This is a genomic window from Bianquea renquensis, assembly GCF_014384895.1.
GTDB classification, from domain to species: domain Bacteria; phylum Bacillota; class Clostridia; order Lachnospirales; family Bianqueaceae; genus Bianquea; species Bianquea renquensis.
Map to the genome: position 1 here is coordinate 183964 of NZ_JACRSQ010000004.1, position 19998 is coordinate 203961.

Sequence of the window (19998 nt, forward strand, 5' to 3'; positions counted from 1 at the left end):
GATTCACGATGAAAGACACGATGGGAATCATTTTTACGTATAAAAACGATGAGGCTTTGAAATCGCTGACGCAGAAACGGGCGGTGGCGTCCATTCCCTATGGCGGCCGTTACCGCATCGTTGATTTTGCCCTGTCCAATCTGGTGAATTCCGGGGTCACGAAGGTTGGAATTATCACCCGCAACAATTACCAGTCCCTGATGGACCACCTGGGCACCGGCAAAGAGTGGGATCTAAGCCGTAAGCGGGATGGACTGTACATTCTTCCTCCCTTCTCTCAGGTTGAAGACTATGGTGCGGCGAATTATCGGGGACGCATGGAAGCCATGAATAACGCAGGTACATTTATCCGCCGGTCCACCAGCGAGTATGTGATAATGTCCGACGCAGACTGTATCTGCAATCTAACCTTTGACGAGGCCTTAGAGTTCCATAAGCAAAAGAAAGCCGATATTACGCTTTTTTACAAAAAAGGCAGCTATGGGCAGCAGGCCTATGCGGACTCCTGTTTTCTCGATGTCGATGATGACGGCCATGTAACAGATGTCACCATCAACCCGGCCGTAGGGCGGATTAACCTCAGTATGGGGCAAGTCATCATTAGCAAATCCCTGCTGGAATCCCTTGTTCAGGAGTGTGTCAGCCATAATCTATATAGCTTCAAGCGGGATGTTCTCCAGAGGAAGCTGCATGATCTGAAGATTTACGGGTATGAGTATAAGGGTTATTACGCGCGCATTGACTCAGTGGCGGCGTACTATCAGGCGAACATGGATCTTTTGAATGAAAGTCTGCGCATGGAGTTATTCTATAAGGGGAATCAAATTTTTACGAAGATTCGCGACGAGGTTCCGACCCTGTATCGCAACTCCAGCGACGTACGCAATTCCCTGCTGGCTGATGGGTGTGTCATTGAAGGGACCGTTGAAAATTCCATACTCTTCCGGGGCGTCCGGGTACGAAAAGGCGCTAAGATCAGCAACTCCATCATCATGCAGGACTGCGAGATACAAGCGAATACGCAGCTCAACTATGTTATATCGGATAAGGATGTCGTGATCCGCGAGAACCGCAAACTTTTTGGATTTGAATTATTTCCCATGGTATTGGCTAAGGGAAGTGTGGTATAATTGCGAGTATCCTGTGCACTTGTCAACGTATAGAATAGGAGGATTTAGCTAACGCGATTCGGAATGGAGGATTCGGATGAAAGTATTATTTGTCACACCAGAGGCAGTTCCTTTTATGAAATCAGGTGGGTTGGGCGATGTGGCCGGCGCACTGCCGCTGGCACTCCGCAAAAAGCTTGTGGGTGTTCGTGTCGTTATGCCACTGTATCAGGAGATCAAGCAGGAATTGAAGGATAAGCTGACATTCCTTCAGGAAATCTGGGTGCCACTGGCATGGAGAAGTCAATATTGCGGCATCTACGAGGCTAAAATGGGAGGAATTACCTACTATCTTTTGGATAATAAGTACTATTTTGGGCGTAAAGGGATCTACGGACATTTTGATGATGCAGAGCGATTTGCCTTCTTCTCAAAAGCATCCCTGGAGATTCTGCAATACTTGGATTTTGAGCCCGACGTCATCCATTGCAATGATTGGCAGACAGCGTTAATTCCCATGTATCTCAATTATTTCTATCGGCAGGCGGGCGGATGTTATGAAAATTTACGTGTGGTTTTGACCATACATAACATTCAGTATCAGGGAATTTTCCCCCGGGATGTTACGGAGTATGTGCTAGGAATCTCAAAAGAGGAATTTGACAACGGCTATATTGAATTCGACGGGTGTGTCAATTTTCTCAAGACTGGCATTTTAGCGTCCGACTGGATTACCACGGTCAGCCCATCCTACGCCCAGGAGATCCAGTATGAATTTTATGGACACGGACTTCATGGAATATTGCGCGACCAGCAGGCAAAACTGAGTGGCATCATCAATGGGATTGACACCAATCTTTACAACCCGGAAACCGACCCTGCCCTGTTCCAGAATTACAGTGCAGAGGATAGAACTGGAAAAGCGGTAAACAAGGCAAACTTGCAAACACTTTTGAATTTGCCGGAGAATCCTCATGTGCCGGTGATCGCCATGGTGACACGTCTAGTGGATCATAAGGGCTTGGATCTGATTGCAACGGTTTTGCCGGAGATTCTTAACGAGGACATCCAATTGGTGATTTTGGGCACCGGCGATTGGAAATATGAGGAGATGGTTCGCAGAGCGAAGCAAAATTATCCCAGCAAAGTATCCGCCAACATCACCTTTAATTCTGATTTGGCACAGAAAATCTATGGGGGAGCGGACATGTTCTTAATGCCATCCAAAAGCGAGCCGTGTGGGCTTTCTCAGATGATCGCCATGCGGTATGGAACGATCCCCATTGTCCGTGAGACAGGCGGACTTAAAGATACGGTCCAGCCATATATATCGTGGGAAGGATCTGGCTGTGGCTTCACATTCCAAAATTACAATGCGTGGGATATGCTGTATGTCATTCGGCAGGCGATCGAGACCTATCATCAGAATGAGCAGTGGCAGCAGTTGACGGATAATGCGATGAAGGAGGATTTCAGCTGGGACGTTCCGGCAAGAGAGTATCTCAGTCTGTACCGCAAGCTCGCGAATAAACGCTGATTTGCAGTGGTGGGAAAGAAAGGATCGATTGTATGAAGAAAAAGGAACTGAAAAGTCTACTCGAGGGCAAGCTACAGCGCCACTATGGTGTCACAGCCAGCGAGGCAACTAAAAATCAGGTTTATCATGCCTGCGCTATGGTGGTGCGTGATATCCTGATGGAGAAGTGGAGCGCGACTCAGGAGGAAATGGAAGCAAAGAAAGCGAAGCAGGTTTGCTATCTGTCCATGGAATTTTTGCTTGGCAAGTCGCTAAAAAACAATATCTACAACCTATCTATGACAGACGTGTTTCAGCAGGTTCTCCAAGAGATGGGAATGGATTTGAAGGCCCTTGAAGACATTGAAGAGGATGCAGCGTTAGGAAATGGGGGGTTAGGTAGGCTGGCCGCCTGTTATATGGACGCTCTGTCCGCCCAACACCTTCCCGCGACTGGTTACAGCATTTTATATGAATACGGAATCTTTAAGCAGCGGATTGTGGAGGGACAACAGACGGAACTCCCCGATAGCTGGCTGGATTCAGGTTCCTGCTGGCTCGTGGCCAAGCCGGACGAGACGGTGGAGATTCGCTTTGACGGAGAAATTGAGGAGAGCTGGGACGGCGACCATCTGAGAATCCAACATCGAAATTATACGCGGGTGAATGCGGAGCCCTATGATATGCTCATTTCAGGATACGGTTCCGAGACGGTTAACACGCTGCGCTTGTGGCAAGCAAAATCGCCCTATTCCATGGACATGCACCTCTTCAGCGAAGGCGAGTATTTGAAGGCGATAGAGCAGCAGGCCAGCGCAGAGGTGATCTCGAAGATTTTATATCCTGAGGATAAGCATCCGGAGGGCAAATCGCTGCGTATCAAGCAGCAGTACTTTTTCGTCTCCGCATCGATTCAAAGCATTATTAAGAAGCACATGGAGACATACGGCCGGCTGGATAACCTGCCGGACCGGGTTGTGATCCAGATTAATGATACGCATCCGGCGATGGTTATCCCCGAGATGATGCGTATCATGATGGATGACCACGGACTGACATGGGATGCCGCGTGGGAGATCACAACACATTCAGTGGCGTACACCAATCACACGGTAATGAGCGAGGCGCTGGAACGATGGCCAGAAGCTTTGATTAAGAGAATTCTGCCTCGAATCCATCAGATTATCGTCGAAATCAACCGCCGGTTCTGTGATAGCTTGTGGAAGTACTTTCCTAATAACTGGGATAAGATCTCTTCTATGGCGATCGTGGCCTACGATGAAGTGCGGATGGCGAATCTCAGCATTGCCGGCTCTTTCTCCGTCAATGGAGTATCGGCGCTGCATTCCCAGATTTTGAAGGACAAGGTGTTTCATGATTTTTATGTGGTATCCCCTGATAAGTTTACAAACGTGACCAATGGCATCGCGTATCGGAGATGGCTGGGACAGGCCAATGAGCCGTTAACGTCGCTAATCCGAGATTGCATTGGCGATGGTTTTCTGCGGAACGCGGAAGAGCTCTGTACGTTCGCACCGTTTGCCAAAGATGCGTCCGTTCGCCAGAAGTTTCTGGAGGTTAAGAAGCGGAATAAAGAGCGATTGGCCGCATACATTCAGGAACATAACGGGATCGACGTTGACACGAATTCGATTTTCGACGTACAGGCAAAGCGCCTGCACGAGTACAAGCGGCAGCTGTTAAACATCATGCAGATCATCAAAATGTATTTTGAGTACAAGGATAACCCGTCGCTCCAACGCCCTTCCAGAACCTTTATTTTTGGCGCAAAGGCGGCGCCAGGCTATTATATGGCAAAACAGATTATTCGGCTGATACACGCGGTAGCGGATATGGTGAATCATGACCCTGTGGTGCAGAACCATATGAAAGTTGTCTTTTTGGAGGACTATAAAGTCAGCATCGCTGAAATTTTGATGCCAGCTGCGGATGTCAGCGAGCAAATTTCTGTGGCTGGCAGGGAAGCATCCGGCACAGGAAACATGAAATTTATGATGAACGGCGCTCTGACAATCGGGACTCTGGATGGAGCCAATGTGGAGATCTGCGAGGCTGTGGGGGAGGCCAACATGTTCCTATTTGGACTTAAGGCTGACGAGGTGGAGCAGCTGCTCAAGCAGGGATATCAGCCCATGAGTTATTATCAGTCGAACCCATGGATCGCTCGGATTCTCGGCGCGATCATGCAGGGCATCGGCAGGCCTGGCGGTAGAAGTGTCCCCTTTGTCGATATCGCAAACTCTCTGCTCATCAGCGCCAACGGTTCCCAGGCGGATCCGTATCTGGTTCTGGCTGATTTCGAAGAATATTGCCGGGCGCAGCGTGAGGTGGATCGGGTGTATTCCAATCAGGATGCCTGGAATGAAAAGGCAATCTTGAATGTGGCGCACTCGGGGGTATTTGCCGCCGACCGCTCGATACAAGAATACAATGAAAAAATCTGGAATTTGACAGATTTAGGCAGATAGAAACACTTGAAAGCCGGGTAGCCTCTTGTCTGCCGGGCTTTCCTGCTTACATACGATGAAGGTATAGAGAGTCTCTTCTCCGTGAATACTATCCGTGTGCGGTTCATTGCGGGTGGACGGTAGTGTGAAAAATAAGCTTGATCGCTTATTTTTCACACGGCTATTTGTGCCGGAGCGTCACAAATAGCTCGGGGGGCAGAAGAGAAATCGCCTTCGCGAATTTCTCTTCGCGCCGTCGCTAACGCTCCAGAATGGAGATTAACATGTCTGAAATCATATAGCAAATGGAGGAAAGGAATAGCATGAAAAAGTATTTGGCGTTGCTCTTACTTCTGACCCTTGTTCTGTCCACAGTCAGCTGTAAGAGGGAGAAAGAATCAGGATACGAGGGAAACTCTTCCCCGGATTCCGCGTCGGATTTTGATTCCCATCTCTTGGACAATTCTATCGAAGAGGAAAGCGCAGAGAATTCCACCGAGGAGTCCCAGGAAGAGTCATCGGAAGAGTCTGATGCGAATGAGTCTGAGACTGCGCCAGTGACAGAGGGCAGTGAGGCGCCACTGCCGGAGGAATCTCTGACCCAGGAAAATTCATCTGACAGCGCTGCGCTAAGCGTGGAGGAGATTCAGAGCTTAGATGGAAAACAGGAGACATGGGGACCGGGAAAGAACGTTGACGACAAAAACCGGCCGACAGCGTGTGTCCAGCTCCAGGAGAAATACGGACAATATGACGCCTGGTTTATACAGAAGGATGAGCCGAAAGTCTATCTTACCTTTGATGAGGGATACGAAAATGGATATACCGCTGCAATTCTGGATGTCTTACAAGAAAAACAGGTCAGCGCTGTCTTTTTCGTGACTATGCCCTATGTAAAGGAAGATCCGGACTTGATTCAGCGAATGATAGAGGAAGGTCATGTGGTGGGCAATCATACGGTGCATCATCCCAATATGACGGAGGTTTCGGTGGAAAAAGGAATGGAAGAAATTCAGGGATTGCATGAGTATGTCAAAGAAAATTTTCAGTATGACATGTATCTGTTCCGAAATCCAGAGGGGGCTTTCAGTCCAAGGGTTCTGGCATTGACCCAATCGGTTGGGTATCAAACGGTGCTGTGGAGTTACGCTTACAAGGATTGGGATCCTGACAATCAACCGGACCCAGCATCAGCGCTGGAGAAAACAGTGGAGGCCGCACATCCAGGGGCAATTTATCTGCTTCACGCCGTGAGTAAAACGAACGCGGAGATTTTAGGAGATTTTATTGATCAAGTCCGGGCAAAGGGGTACACCTTTGCAACGTGGGATTCAAAGTAATGACGACAAAGGATGAGAGGAAAATGGAAGATACAATTGAGAAATTATTTTTAGATTCGATTTCACAGGAAGAAGTTCTATGTGAGATCGCGAGTCGGTTTTATGAAACGATCGAGGATCTGGCGGTCTCCCATGGAGTCTTCCGCCGAATGCTATGGGAATACGAGAGTTTTGTAGCGTATTTTGCCGCAGAGTCGGAGGAGTTAACCCCCGAGGAAGACGATATTTTGCTGGATATGAAAAATACGTTGGGGATGGCGCTGGAGGATTACTTCGAGGCGGTGGAAGATCACGTCATCCAACGGATTCAGCAGGAATTCACCCACCCGATACTGGAAGACTTACGGAAGAGGGGAATTGTGCTAGCACAGCCATACCTTCACGAGGAGCAGATCGAGGAATTTTATCCTGGGGCCTTTGAGGCCTATGACCGGCTAAAGCAGCGCTTTATTGAGAAGGTCTTTACATTGTCACCCCAAAAGGCGTACAAGCAAGGGGAGGCGGCCCTCGCTCGGTATCGGAACGACAAAGGAATCCTCTTTGATGAGAGGGACTTTATCCTTGCCTACCAAAAAGGCTTTTCGAGAGAGCAGCTTTGGGATATACTGGCGGTTAAGTTTTATCAGGCTATACACTACGGCCGCCGGTATCGATTGGAGCAGTTGGAGGATGAATTTGGGGTGCTGGAGGATGGCGAAGAGGATCAAGTAGCGGAACGGGACGACGGGGTCTTGATTCCGGACGGGGATTTTGCCATTGACCAATTTGAGTACGTCTGCGACCTGTGTACGGAATATACGGGGCGGCGGGTTTTGGCGGCGGAAAATGAGCTGGGCGATGAAGCCTACTGGACTACGTATCAGGAAGATTTCCAGGAACTGATTGCACTATATTTGATGAATCATCTGAATCAGGTGATACAGGAGCTGGAGAGGGATCGGGTGGAGGAGTATGAGAGCTTCGGCAAGATTTTTGGGATGAATGCGGAGCAGAGAAAAGATCCGGAGGCGATCCTACAGCGCTGTGATAAAATCAACTACTATCTTCTTGAGCTAAATGAAAATCTTTGGACAGAGTTTACCGAATCCAGAGCAATGCAGCTCTATCAGAAGGGCGAGTCCATGGATCAGCAAACAAAATCTTGAGAGCGAAGTCGCGTGTAGCGAATTTATTTTCCTTGAAAAAATGGAAAGAACGTAGTATACTAGAGCGGAGTAGGTTCGAAACATACGGAAGAGCCTCCACATCTACTTAAGAAAGGAAGATCCAAAGAATGTCGAAAAAAGTTGTGACATTTGGTGAGATTATGATGCGCTTGCAGACGCCGGGGTACCAGCGTTTTGTACAGGCCGGCAGTCTGGAAATGATTTTTGGGGGGGGAGAGGCCAATGTCGCTGTATCCCTTGCCAACTATGGCTTTGCCCCATACTTTGTGACGAAGCTCCCTAAAAATCCTTTAGGGGACGCTTGCATCGCTTCTCTGCGCAAGTATGGCGTTGACACGTCTTACATTGCGCGAGGAGGGGAACGCCTTGGCATTTACTTCGTCGAGAAGGGAGCTTCCCAGAGAGCGTCCAATGTGGTATATGACCGCTCTCACTCATCCATTGCGGGAGCGCAGGCGGAGGATTTCCAATGGGACGCTATCTTTGACGGCGCTGCGTGGTTCCACTTTACCGGAATTACGCCGGCATTGTCCGATGGATGCGCACAGCTGACGCTGGATGCGTGCAGAGCGGCGAAGGCTCACGGAGTTTCCGTCAGCTGTGACTTGAATTTCCGCAAAAAGCTTTGGTCCAGTGAAAAGGCTGGCCAGGTCATGGGACAGCTGATGGAGTATGTCGATGTCCTCATCGCCAACGAGGAGGATGCGGAGAAAGTGTTCGGCATCAAAGCGGCAAACACGGATATCACCGGCGGAGAATTGAGCGATGAAGGATATAAAGACGTGGCAAAACAGCTTGTCGCGCGTTTTGGGTTTAAAAAGGTGGCCATCACCTTGCGAGAGAGTATTTCAGCCTCCGTCAACAACTGGGCGGCAATGCTGTATGACAGTGAACTTGACGCCTTCTATAAGTCGAAAAAATACAATATGACGATCGTAGACCGCGTTGGCGGTGGTGACAGCTTCGGCGGAGGATTGATATACGCCCTTCTGTCAGCATATGAGAATCAGGAGTGTATCGAATTCGCGACGGCGGCCTCCTGTCTGAAGCATTCCATTGAAGGGGATTTCAATCTCGTATCCGCAGATGAAGTTAAGAATTTGATGAAAGGCGACGGCTCCGGCCGTGTCCAACGGTAAACGTAAGGGTTCAAAAAAGAGACGAGGCAGCAGTGAGTACACTGCCTCGTCTCTTTTTTATCCTAATGTTCGGGGATTCTTCACACGAGTTCCGCCTTTTTTTCGATTTCAATCCTGTGATCTTGACGTAAATACAGAACAATGGCATCCCCGGCGCCAATCTCTCCCCGGAGAAAAGCTTCCGCAATCTCATCCTCGATGGTCCGCTGAATCAGCCGGCGAAGAGGACGGGCGCCATATTTTGCATCATAGCCCGTCTCGGCAAGATACTCTTTGACCTCGTCCGCCACTTCGATGTGGATGTTCTGATATTGGCCGGAGCGATATACATCCTTTAGCATCAGATCCACGATCCGGCGAAGTTGTGGCTTTGTGAGGGGCTCGAAGGTGATGATCTCGTCGATTCGATTGAGAAATTCTGGCCGGAAAAATTCCTTGAGCGCGCTTTGAATCCGTTCGGATAGGGCAACGTGGTCATCGCTGTTAAATCCGAGACCATTATTTTTGAAGCTGGCGCCGGCGTTCGTCGTCATGACGATAATCGTGTTTTCAAAATTGACCACAAGCCCCTGGCTGTCGGTGAGTCTTCCGTCGTCCAGAATCTGCAAGAGCATATTGAAGACGTCGGCATGGGCCTTCTCGATTTCATCCAACAGAATCACGCAGTACGGACGCCGGCGGACCTTCTCTGTAAGCTGACCACCCTGATCATAGCCCACATAGCCTGGGGGTGCGCCGATCAGCTTCGAGACTGTGTGTTTCTCCATATACTCAGACATATCAATTCGGATCAGTGCGTCCTCCGTGCCAAAAAGTTCCTGTGCCAGCGTCTTGACCAGCTCCGTCTTACCGACCCCAGTGGGACCGGCAAAGATGAAAGAGGCCGGTTTCTTTTCCTTTCGGAAGCCAGAACGATTCCGGCGGATCGCGCGGGACAGGGCGGATACGGCCGCCTCCTGTCCTATGACGCGCTGATGCAGGCGTTCTTCCAGGTGCAGCAGCTTATCCGCTTCCTCACTGGTGAGTTTTTGCACCGGGATTTTGGTCCAGGATTCGACCACCTGTGCGATATCGTCATACGTCAACGGGACATGGGTACAGGAGATCTGCTTGTCTTTAATCTCCTCTTCCAGGCGGATTTCTTCGACGCGGCACTTCGCTGCCGTCTCAAAGTCGTCCTTGGAGGCGGCCTCTTCCTTCTCCTGCTGGACTTTGGCCAGCTGGGAGCGAAGGTTTTCCAGATCCACGAGGCCGGTATTCTGAAGATTAACCTTGGAGGCCGCCTCGTCGATGACGTCGATGGCCTTATCAGGAAGAAACCTCTGATGGATGTACCGCTGCGATAGCATGACGGCGTCCTCAATCACGGAATCCGGGATCGTTACATTGTGATAGGTTTCATAGTGCTCGCGAATTCCCTTTATGATCGCAACCGTATCCTGCGGCGTCGGCTCATCCACAATGATGGGCTGAAAACGGCGTTCCAGCGCAGAATCCTTTTCGATATATTTTCGATATTCTTCCAGCGTCGTCGTGCCAATGATCTGAATCTGCCCCTTGGCAAGGGCGGGTTTTAAGATATTGGCGGCATTCATGGAGTTCTGGGCATCGCCGGCCCCAACAAGGTTGTGAACCTCATCGATGACAAGGATGACGTTGCCAGCGCTGACGACTTCATTGATGATGGCTTTCATCCGTCCCTCAAATTGCCCTCGAAATTGGGTGCCCGCCACAAGTCCGGTCATATCGAGCCAGAATACTTCCTTGTCCAATAACTTGACGGGGACGTCCCGGCGTGCAATCCGGAGAGCGAGGCCCTCCGCGATGGCCGTCTTGCCGACGCCAGGCTCACCCAACAGAATCGGATTGTTCTTCGTCCGCCGGTTGAGGATCTGCATCAGCCGCTGGATTTCGGCATCGCGGCCAATGATATTGTCGATCTGCCCCTTGGATGCCTGATCCGTCATATTGATGCCGAACTTCATCAGGTTCTTTAGCTTCTCCGTGCGCTGTTTCGGAGGAGTCTGAGAAGTCCGCCCAGATGTGGGCTGTGGGGAAGCCGACTGTTGATCCACCATCGTCATAAGCGCGTCTTCGTCCTCACCCGCTTCCTCGTCATCCTGGTCACCGCTTGGGGAGGCGCCTGTGAGCATCTCCATCAAACCCGGCGGCATCATCTGTGACAGCGCGTCCGGGTTATTCTCCAGGTCCATATTTTCCAGCATATCCGTCATCTGCTGATTGAGATTCTCGATATCCTTTTCATTCAGGCCGCTCTGATTCATGAGATTTTGCAGAGTGATCCCCTGTTTTTGGGCACAGTTAAGGCACAAAGCCATCTGCGTATTGTGTCCATCCTTCATAATGTTGACCATGACAACAGCTATATTTTTTTTACATATTTGACATAACATACCATCACTCCCTCTAGTGGCGCTGAGGATTGTCACCGGCTCTCTTACTGTTTATAGACCTGCTAAACAGATCGTCATACAACCATCGCGCCCTCTTTCATTATACTTGCTTCGATTCATAAATTCAAGCATTTTACATAGAAATTTGAGTTTTCACAATTTATTCATAAGTGGAGCTGGCAGGGTGGCGATCGGGTCTAGGCGGCGGATAGAGCAGTGCATTGTTCTTGCCATAGAAACTTTACGGAATATTGATTGAAATAGAAGGGCAAGAATGCTATAATATGTAAGGGTGCATGAGAGTGGCGAGGCAGCGATTAAAAGTGGAGGAGGTTTTCTGGTATGGCGATAGAAGATTATAAAAAAGCGCTAAAAATGGGACGAAAAGAGTATCAGAGCAATCTGTCACAGGGCATATACCCATATTTGCAGGTGCTGGAGGAGATCACATCCAATGTGGATGTGGAATCCGAAATCACCATAGGGGATGTGCAGGTTCCCATGGACAAAATCGTGGGGACGAATGGACGCTCAAGGGGAACAGCCTTTGCAAGAAATTATATGCCGCTTCTGGACGAAGATACAGAGTTTGCCAGAAAATGGGCAAGTTTATGCGATATTCATATTGAAGAGGGGATCCGAGATCCGATCAAATGCTATGAATTTATGAATCGCTTCTATGTTGTGGAAGGAAACAAGAGGGTCAGCGTCCTGAAATATTTCGATGCTGTGTCCATTGCGGCGCATGTCACCCGGATTGTGCCGCGAAGAACGGATACCTTAGAATCAAAGATCTATTTTGAGTTTTTGGATTTTTATCGGATAACCGGAATCAATTATGTCTGGTTTACGAAAGAGGGCAATTTTCAAAAGCTGCTGGATATCCTGCAAAAGACAAAAAAGTCCGACTGGGATCAGGAATTCTCCAGAGACTTTCGCTCAGCCTACTACCGCTTCCGCAAGGCTTATGCCGCCAGAGGCGGGAGAAAGCTTTCGATATCCACAGGGGACGCCATGTTAGAATACCTGAAGGTATTTGGGTATGAGGGACTGCTGGAGAAGAGCCATGCGCAGCTGATGGACGATGTAGCTAAGATGTGGGACGAGATCTGTCTGCAGACGGAAGAGAAGCCGGTAGGGCTGGTCACCCATCCCATTGAAGAGCCAAATAAAAAGGGGCTGTTTAATTTCCTGTCCGGCAGCTCGAAGAAGACAAAACTGAAGGTCGGTTTTGTTCACGATAAGGACCGGGAATCATCAAGCTGGACCTACGGACACGAGCTCGGCCGTATGCATGTGGATGAGGTGTTTGCGGATCAGGTGGAGACCTACTGCGTGGATAATATTTTCAGCAATCCCAAAGGTCCGGACCAAGTGCTGGAAGAGATGGCGGACAGTGGTTTTGATGTTATTTTTACAACAACCCCGCAATTGGTGGAGTCCAGCCTAAAAGCGGCGATCAAACATCCCGAGATCAAATTTTTAAATTGTTCAGTGAATATGTCTTATCGATATCTGCGGACCTATTACGGCAGGATGTATGAGCCAAAATTTCTGACGGGCGCCATTGCGGGATGTCTGACGAGAACAGATCGAATCGGGTATGTAGCGGATTATCCCATATCCGGAATGATTGCCAATATCAATGCTTTCGCTCTCGGTGCGCGTCTTGTCAACCCTCGTGCGAAGATCTATCTGGAATGGTCCACGTTAAAGGATGGAGGCTCCATCACAGAGCGTATGCAGAAGATGGAGGTGGATTTTATCTCAAATCAGGATTTGATCACGCCCGGCAACGCATCCCGAAAATTTGGACTGTACAGGGTGGACCAAGATACCCTGACGAATATCGCCATGCCCATGTGGCATTGGGGGAAGTTCTACGAAAAGCTGATTCGCAGCATTCTCAGCGGGTCCTGGAATGATGAGGACTACGTGGACGGGAGCAAGGCGATCAATTACTGGTGGGGAATGTCGGCTGGCGTCGTCGATCTCGTCTGTTCACAGAATCTGCCGGAGGGGACGAAACATCTGCTCAGCTTTTTAAAGAGGACCGTCATATCAGGGGAGATGGATCCTTTCACCGGATATATCCGGGATCAGGAGGGAAAAATCCAGGTCAAGGAGGATGAGTGTCTTTCCACTGAAAAGATCGTTACCATGAACTGGCTGACGGATACGGTCATCGGAAAGATACCGGCGATTGAGGAACTGCGGGAAGACGTCAAATCCCTGGTTCAGCTGGAGGGCCTTACCGTCATGGAGGATTGACAGCCGTACAATAAGCAAGAGCGGGAACAGCCGATACGTCATAGACGGCTCCCGCTCTTTTTGTAGAAAGGACCTTGGGCACTTTGGGATTATGCCCTCGCGGCGGACATTTCTATAGGACAGAAATGTAGGGAGCGCCGCTCCCTCATTCATAGAGAAATTTATATTTTTCGTACGCGTTGATGATGGTGGTTTCCCTGTAGTGGTTCAGGCGCTGAAAGGATCTGGCATTGTAATTAGCGTGGACATGGCCGTGGACGAAGTAGCGGGGCTCATATTTCTCCATGATGTGCAGGAAGGTTTCAAATCCGCGGTGGGGGAGATCGGTCCCATCTCCAATACCGGAGGCGGGCGCGTGGGACAAAAGTATATCGAACCCCTTATTTTTCCAGAGGGCAAGGCGAAGTTTTGAAATGCGGCGGCGCATCTCAGATTCCGTATACTGATAGTCGCCGGGCTTATACCGATAGGAACCGCCTAATCCCAATATGCGAATTCCATTATGGACGAAAATAGTGTCTTCAATGCACTCGCAGCCTTCAGGGGGAAATCGGTTATAGTTGGTATCATGGTTCCCGTGGACGTACAGGAGAGGAACCTTGACCATCGTCGCCAGAAACGAGAGGTAGGAGGCCTTCAGATCTCCGCAGGACAGGATCAAATCCACATCCTGAATCTTATCTCTATCAAAATAATCCCATAAGGCCTTGGATTCCATATCGGCCAAAGCGAGTATCTTCATCCATTCTACCTGCCCTTTCCCTGACATTCCTTTCCAGACGTATAGCATGGCGTCGGGCCATACTACAGTTCCGGAAGGATTCACGAATCATTGCTTGTGTGAATATTATAGCATTTCCGCGGTAAAAAACAACCAAAAATAGAGAAAATAACACTTTTCATAAAGATTGGATCGAATTTGAGACAGTCTTGTACTGTTTTTGCTGAAAAATTTCATTGGATAGGCGAATTAGCAAAAGGATCGCCGCAGAACAAGGCAAGATGCGCTATCTTAGACAGTATGTTGGCTGGAATGTGGCCAAAATCTTGCATTGTTGGAAGAATTCCTGTATACTGAGCGTATATGGACCTGTTACTTGAGACGGTACAGTGAAGGGGGAGGCGGCCTATGATAGAGTTAGATCGATATTGGGAAAATCCAAGATGGCTTGCGCGTGGCCGGGTGCCGGCGGGAGCATACTCGATTCCCTTTCCGGCAGGTGATGTCCGGAAATTGGATGTACTGCAAAGGGCGAGCAGCGATTGCTATCGAAGTCTCAGCGGGGGATGGCGACAGCGGGTATATCCCAATTGGGGAGCCCTTCCTGGCGACTTCATCTCCCCAGGTGGAAGCACAAGCGCTTGGGCTGTGGCTATGGTTCCTTCTGGCATACCGTGTATTGGCGCTGACTCTACAGTGCCTTTTTGCATCGATCCCCCATATATACCTTGGGACACCCCGGTGGCGGCCTATGTGCGGGATTTTGAGTTGCCAAAGTCCTGGGCGGAGGACAGGGAGATTCATTTCGTGCTGGAAGGGGTCCGTTCATGCTGCTTCCTATGGGTCAACGGCAGCTTAGTAGGCTATAGCCAGGGCAGCGGTTTGCCCTCGGAATTTGTGATCACGCCATGGTTGGGATCCGGCAAAAATCGAATCGCCGTGGCGGTGTTCGCATGGTGTGATGGGAGTTATCTGGAAAGCTATGGCGCCCCCTGGGGACTGGTGCGGGATGTCTATGTGTTAGCCCGCCATAAAGGCCATGTTCGAGATGTTTGGATTCGGGCTGAGAAGGGAATGGGAGAGGCGCAATTTCTCTGTGAAGTGACTGCGGATGGAGAGGGAAGTGTAGAGGCGGTTCTATTGGACCAGGACGGTTCCATTGTCGACTCTCAATCGGAATATGTTGAGGCTGAGGGCCCGTGCGAGATTCGACTCCATGTGCCTTCCTCAAGGCTTTGGTCGCCCCGAGACCCTTACACATATCAGATTCAAATCCGCAAGGGAAAGGAAGCACTGCCGTATACGGTGGGAATCCGTGAACCTTTCGATAAAAAGCAGTGGGAGTGGGGGATTTTACAGCCAGAGAATAGCAGAACGATAGAAGAACTGTGGAGGTTGCTATCGGCCTTGAAGAGGCAGAACCGGTCCGCCATTTTTCTTAAGGGAACCGCGGATCCCCGTTTGGTGGAGCTGTGCAGCCGCATAGGGCTATATGTGGTCGAGTCAGCAGATATTCAGATTCCTGAAGAATGCAGGGAGATCGCCGACGACCCGGTCTGGCGGGAAGCCTTTTTAGAGCGAATGACACGGATGGTCGAGCGCGACAAAAATCAGGTGTGTATCATCGGGTGGGGAGCCGGTGCGGACACAGAGTTGGACGGGAAAGCCAATATCAAAGCTATGGAAGAATGGGTGGAGCGCCGGGATGCAGAGCGGAGCTGGCAGCCAAGCGAGAGAACAAGACTCGAAGAGTCGAACGGGATAGGGAAGACGCCAGTGGGTTGGCACAGGTGCCGAGAAGCCCTCCGGCAAAAGCTCAATATCTGGAAGACAGAGGGGATCGTGTATATAGAGGGGGAGGAGATCTTATATACCTTCCATCTAGGGAGAGGGGCCCCGATGCAGTTGCAATATCAGGGAATGAATATGATGCAGCGCTTCCCAGAGATGGTTATGTGGGAAAAGGATGGGAAACCGGTACAGGGCTGGAATGTCCATGAAGTTCAAATCTATGATGAACGGCCGGAGAAGCTTCACTTTATGACGAAATATTCGCTGGGAACCCCGGGATGCCGTCCCGTGGAGACGGGACAGGCAAAATGGACATTCCAGCCCGATGGAGGTCTCTATCTATGGATTTCACCCCAGTTGTGCCGCCAGGAAAGTGAGGTTGCGCTGTGCCTGACAGTACCCCAATGGATGGAGCGGTTGGATGTTGAGTATTGTGGCTCGGCCGGCCCAGGGCATTCCGGTCAGGTAGGCGATGAAATGGGGATTTGGTTATCCAATGTCCAATGGGCAAGCGTGACAAACATAGCGGGTTTAGGACTGTATTTTGAAAGCGATCGGGCGATGTCGATCCGATTGCAGGATTTTCAGACGGAGGATGGCGTAGAGCGGAGACTCTATCTCTGTCCTGCAAGAACGAAGGGGAAGGATTGCCATCTCCATATTCAGCCAATCTTAAAAGATGATGGAGGCGTTTGCTATGAGGCGGGTGGATGTCATTGATACGGCGGCAGCGATCACCAGAGAAACTGTAGAAGGCCGTCATGTCTTAGTGATGGATGTTTTGCGCGCGACATCGACTATTGTGACGGCACTTAACAACGGAGCAAAGCGAATTATACCGGTTGAAACCGTGGAGGAAGCCGTGGCCCTTAAAAGACGGTGTGCGGACAGTCTGCTTGGAGGTGAGCGCGGTGGGGTCCGGCCGGAGGGATTTGATTTTGGAAACTCTCCCTTGGAATATTCCAAGGACGCGGTACAGAATAAGACCATCGTTCTGACAACGACCAACGGGACGAGAGCGCTGGTGGGGTGCCAATCCGCCCATGCCGCGACAATTGGCTGTGCCGGATTTCTAAATGGGAAGGCGGCAGTGAGGCGGCTCACGGCGAAAACCGGAGATCTGGCCCTTGTATGCGCTGGCACGAAAGACCGGTTTTCGCTGGATGATTTTCTATGTGCAGGAATGCTGCTTCAACAGATTATGGCTGAGGAGGAGGTTCAGATGGCCGATCTAGGCTGGAATGCGCTGTTACTGTATCAGGCATACGGCGAAAGCCTGCCTGCTGTTCTGGACAACGCAAAGCATTATCAGGTTCTAAAGGGATTGGGATTTCACGAAGACCTGGAATACTGTCTCATGAAAAACCAATTGGAGATAGCCCCTGTATTTGATGGGAATGAGATACGGATTGATTGACAGGGGGGAGATACCGAATGACGGTTGAGCTGGCTACAATACATGATATAAAGAAAATCAAAAAATACGATTCCCATATTCCATCGAACCGGCTTGGAGAGTGTATTGATAACAATTTGGTCTATGTATTACATGATGAGGAGCATGGCAACGCCATTGTGGGGATCTTGCGATACAGCCTGTTTTGGCAGTCAATTCCATTTTTGGACCGACTCTATATTGAGGAAGAGTATCGGGGTAAAGGATATGGTACTCTCATGATGGGTCATTGGGAAAATGCCATGCGTCGAATGCGCTATCAGTATGGAATGCTTTCTACACAGGAAGATGAAACCGCCAAATTTTTCTATGAGAATCTCGGCTATAAAAAAATCGGCGCCTTCCTGCCACCGGAGCAAAGCGCCGATGAACTGATCTATCTAAAAACCCTATAAATTGGCATACCGTATTATATTCCATAGGCAAAAGGCCTATGCACAATCATGAAAGCTGTGCATAGGCCTTTTGTTCTACTTGTTAGTGTATAGGGCTAATCCTATTTTTCAAGAAGCGAAGAGGAGTGAGATTCCAATGAGCAGAAATTTTACCGCCGTACCTTGGCGCGCATACCCGCTTCCAGCACTTCCTTGCGCATACGAATATTTTTGGGGGTAATCTCGACCAATTCATCGTCGGATATAAATTCCAAACATTGCTCCAGACTCATGGGCTTTGGAGGCGTCAGCCGAAGTGCCTCATCCGCCGTTGCAGAGCGCGTGTTGGTCACATGCTTTTTTTTGCAGACGTTGACGACGATATCTTCCTGGCGGGAACTCTCACCGACAATCATCCCTTCATAGACTTTTGTGCCGGGCCCAATAAACAGAATGCCTCGGTCCTGCGCGTTATAGAGTCCGTATGTGACAGCGTCCCCCGTCTCGTGGGCAATGAGGGAGCCTCGGGTGCGGGTTTGCATTTCTCCCTTAAAAGGCTCATAGCCATGGAATACGTGATTCATAATCGCGGTTCCCTTCGTCTCTGTCATGAGCTGGCTGCGATACCCGATCAAACCGCGGGATGGAATCAAGAATTCGAGACGGCTATAGCCACCTTGAGTCGGGGTCATGTTTAACATCTCAGCTTTTCGGATGCCGGCTCCCTCCATGAGAACGCCAGTATAGTCATCGGGCAGATCGACCGTTAAGGTTTCGATGGGCTCCCAGACTTGGCCATTGACCATTTTTGTGATGACCTGGGGTTTAGAAACGGCAAATTCATAGCCTTGACGGCGCATGTTTTCAATCAGGACGGATAGATGCAGCTCACCGCGGCCAGATACAACAAACGCATCCGGTGAATCGGTCTCCTCCACGCGCAGGCTGATATTGGATTCCAATTCACGAAACAGGCGATCTCGGAGGTGGCGGGATGTTACATAATCGCCATCTTGCCCGGCAAAGGGACTTTTGTTGACGCAGAATGTCATGGACAAAACAGGCTCATCGATTTCAACAAAGGGCAGGGGTTCAATGTTGGAGGGACAGCAGATTGTCTCCCCGATATTGATGTCTTTGATGCCGGAGACGGCTACGATATCGCCCACTCCCGCTTCCTCAACGGCAATGCGCTGCAAATCTTGAAATACATAGAGATTGGAGAGCTTGATGGAGGTTGTCGTCCCGTTCTTCCGGCAGATAACGGCCTGATCGCCGCTATGAATCTGACCTCTGTCAATGCGGCCCACTGCGATGCGTCCCGTATACCCATCGTAATCGATATTGGAGACGAGAAGTTGCAGATCTCCGTCCATATCGCCCTCGGGATGAGGAATAGCGGATAAAATCGTGTCAAACAATGGCTTCAGATCGGCCCCCTCTTCTTCAGGATCCAGTGAAGCCCAGCCATCCTTAGCGGACGCGTAGACAACAGGAGAATCCAGCTGTTCATCGGAAGCTCCCAAATCCAGAAGAAGTTCCAGAACTTCGTCGACGACTTCCAGAGGTCTCGCCATAGGCCGGTCCACTTTATTGATGACAATGACCGGTGCCAACTGCAGATCCAGGGCCTTTTTTAAGACAAAACGCGTCTGTGGCATACAGCCCTCAAAGGCGTCGACCAAGAGTAGAACGCCGTTAGCCATCTTTAGGCTTCGCTCAACCTCTCCGCCAAAGTCTGCATGGCCCGGCGTGTCGATGATATTGATTTTTACATTTTCATAGTGAAGGGATGTATTTTTGGCTAAAATGGTGATGCCCCGCTCTCGCTCCAGATCATTGGAGTCCATAATCCGCTCCTCAACTTCTTGATTCTCGCGGAAAATGCCGCTCTGTTTTAACATGGCATCCACCAAGGTTGTTTTACCATGATCTACGTGGGCAATAATGGCGATGTTTCGTATATTTTTCTGATTTAGCATGCAGTAAACTCCTCTCCGGCTATAGGCAATAAATCTCGCAGGCAAGCTAAAAATTGGCCTACCCTTTAGTTTACCACAAAAGCTGACAGTAATCAATGCATGAAACAAAAAAACTGTCAAACCATTTGTAGATGTAAATTCCCAAAGTAAGTGCCACAGTGGGATTTAAAATGGGATTTACTTTGATACGTCATTTGTGGTTGAATTGAATCTGGGAAATTATTTCTCAGAAAGGAGGCCACACATATGGC

13 protein-coding genes are annotated in these 19998 nt (G+C 49.7%); 10 read left to right on the plus strand and 3 right to left on the minus strand.

What is annotated here, in order from left to right; all coding sequences use genetic code 11:
* Nucleotides 1–8: 8 nt before the first annotated feature.
* The 6 genes from glgD to H8730_RS04685 all read left to right on the plus strand — a co-directional run bounded on the left by glgD (nt 9) and on the right by H8730_RS04685 (nt 8738).
* On the plus strand, nt 9–1130 hold the full coding sequence (gene glgD, locus H8730_RS04660; RefSeq protein ID WP_177715770.1) for a glucose-1-phosphate adenylyltransferase subunit GlgD: 1122 nt from the start codon (nt 9–11) through the stop codon (nt 1128–1130).
* A gap of 76 nt (nt 1131–1206) precedes the next feature.
* Nucleotides 1207–2646, plus strand: a complete 1440-nt coding sequence (gene glgA / locus H8730_RS04665; RefSeq protein ID WP_177715772.1) for a glycogen synthase GlgA — start codon at nt 1207–1209, stop codon at nt 2644–2646.
* 32 nt (nt 2647–2678) lie between these two features.
* The gene (locus H8730_RS04670; protein WP_177715774.1) at nt 2679–5114 is read left to right on the plus strand and encodes a glycogen/starch/alpha-glucan phosphorylase; all 2436 of its coding nucleotides are present in this window, start codon (nt 2679–2681) and stop codon (nt 5112–5114) included.
* A 302-nt stretch (nt 5115–5416) separates the two neighbouring features.
* Nucleotides 5417–6433 (plus strand): delta-lactam-biosynthetic de-N-acetylase, encoded by a 1017-nt coding sequence (locus H8730_RS04675; RefSeq protein ID WP_177715776.1) that lies wholly within the window; start codon nt 5417–5419, stop codon nt 6431–6433.
* A gap of 23 nt (nt 6434–6456) precedes the next feature.
* Nucleotides 6457–7578, plus strand: coding sequence for a hypothetical protein (locus tag H8730_RS04680; RefSeq protein WP_177715778.1), 1122 nt, complete (start codon nt 6457–6459; stop codon nt 7576–7578).
* A 128-nt stretch (nt 7579–7706) separates the two neighbouring features.
* Nucleotides 7707–8738, plus strand: coding sequence for a sugar kinase (locus tag H8730_RS04685; RefSeq protein WP_177715780.1), 1032 nt, complete (start codon nt 7707–7709; stop codon nt 8736–8738).
* An 80-nt stretch (nt 8739–8818) separates the two neighbouring features.
* On the opposite strand, the gene H8730_RS04690 is transcribed toward H8730_RS04685, so the two are convergent.
* Nucleotides 8819–11152 carry an ATP-dependent Clp protease ATP-binding subunit gene (locus H8730_RS04690; protein WP_177719554.1) on the minus strand — a complete coding sequence of 778 codons (2334 nt, stop codon included), beginning with the start codon at nt 11150–11152 and terminating at the stop codon, nt 8819–8821.
* A 342-nt stretch (nt 11153–11494) separates the two neighbouring features.
* Here H8730_RS04690 and H8730_RS04695 point away from each other — a divergent pair, with 342 nt between their 5' ends.
* Nucleotides 11495–13423, plus strand: coding sequence for a BMP family ABC transporter substrate-binding protein (locus tag H8730_RS04695; RefSeq protein ID WP_177719553.1), 1929 nt, complete (start codon nt 11495–11497; stop codon nt 13421–13423).
* A 145-nt stretch (nt 13424–13568) separates the two neighbouring features.
* On the opposite strand, the gene H8730_RS04700 is transcribed toward H8730_RS04695, so the two are convergent.
* Entirely contained in the window at nt 13569–14165 is a 597-nt protein-coding gene (locus tag H8730_RS04700) for a metallophosphoesterase family protein (RefSeq protein WP_177719552.1), read from the minus strand.
* Nucleotides 14166–14552: 387 nt separating this feature from the next.
* Between H8730_RS04700 and H8730_RS04705 the strand changes: the two genes are divergently transcribed.
* Genes H8730_RS04705 through H8730_RS04715 form a run of 3 tightly spaced genes read left to right on the plus strand, consistent with a single transcriptional unit; the run spans nt 14553 to nt 17786 of the window.
* Complete coding sequence (locus tag H8730_RS04705; protein ID WP_177719551.1) at nt 14553–16655, plus strand: glycoside hydrolase family 2 protein; 2103 nt, start codon at nt 14553–14555, stop codon at nt 16653–16655.
* Nucleotides 16633–17352, plus strand: coding sequence for a 2-phosphosulfolactate phosphatase (locus H8730_RS04710; protein WP_177719550.1), 720 nt, complete (start codon nt 16633–16635; stop codon nt 17350–17352). Before H8730_RS04705 ends, H8730_RS04710 begins: the two co-directional genes overlap by 23 nt.
* A 17-nt stretch (nt 17353–17369) precedes the next feature.
* Nucleotides 17370–17786: a GNAT family N-acetyltransferase gene (locus H8730_RS04715; protein ID WP_177719549.1), complete on the plus strand. Its 417-nt coding sequence runs from the start codon at nt 17370–17372 to the stop codon at nt 17784–17786.
* A 149-nt stretch (nt 17787–17935) separates the two neighbouring features.
* Here H8730_RS04715 and typA read toward each other — a convergent pair whose 3' ends face one another.
* Nucleotides 17936–19747 carry a translational GTPase TypA gene (gene typA, locus H8730_RS04720; RefSeq protein ID WP_249289496.1) on the minus strand — a complete coding sequence of 604 codons (1812 nt, stop codon included), beginning with the start codon at nt 19745–19747 and terminating at the stop codon, nt 17936–17938.
* Nucleotides 19748–19998: the final 251 nt, after the last annotated feature.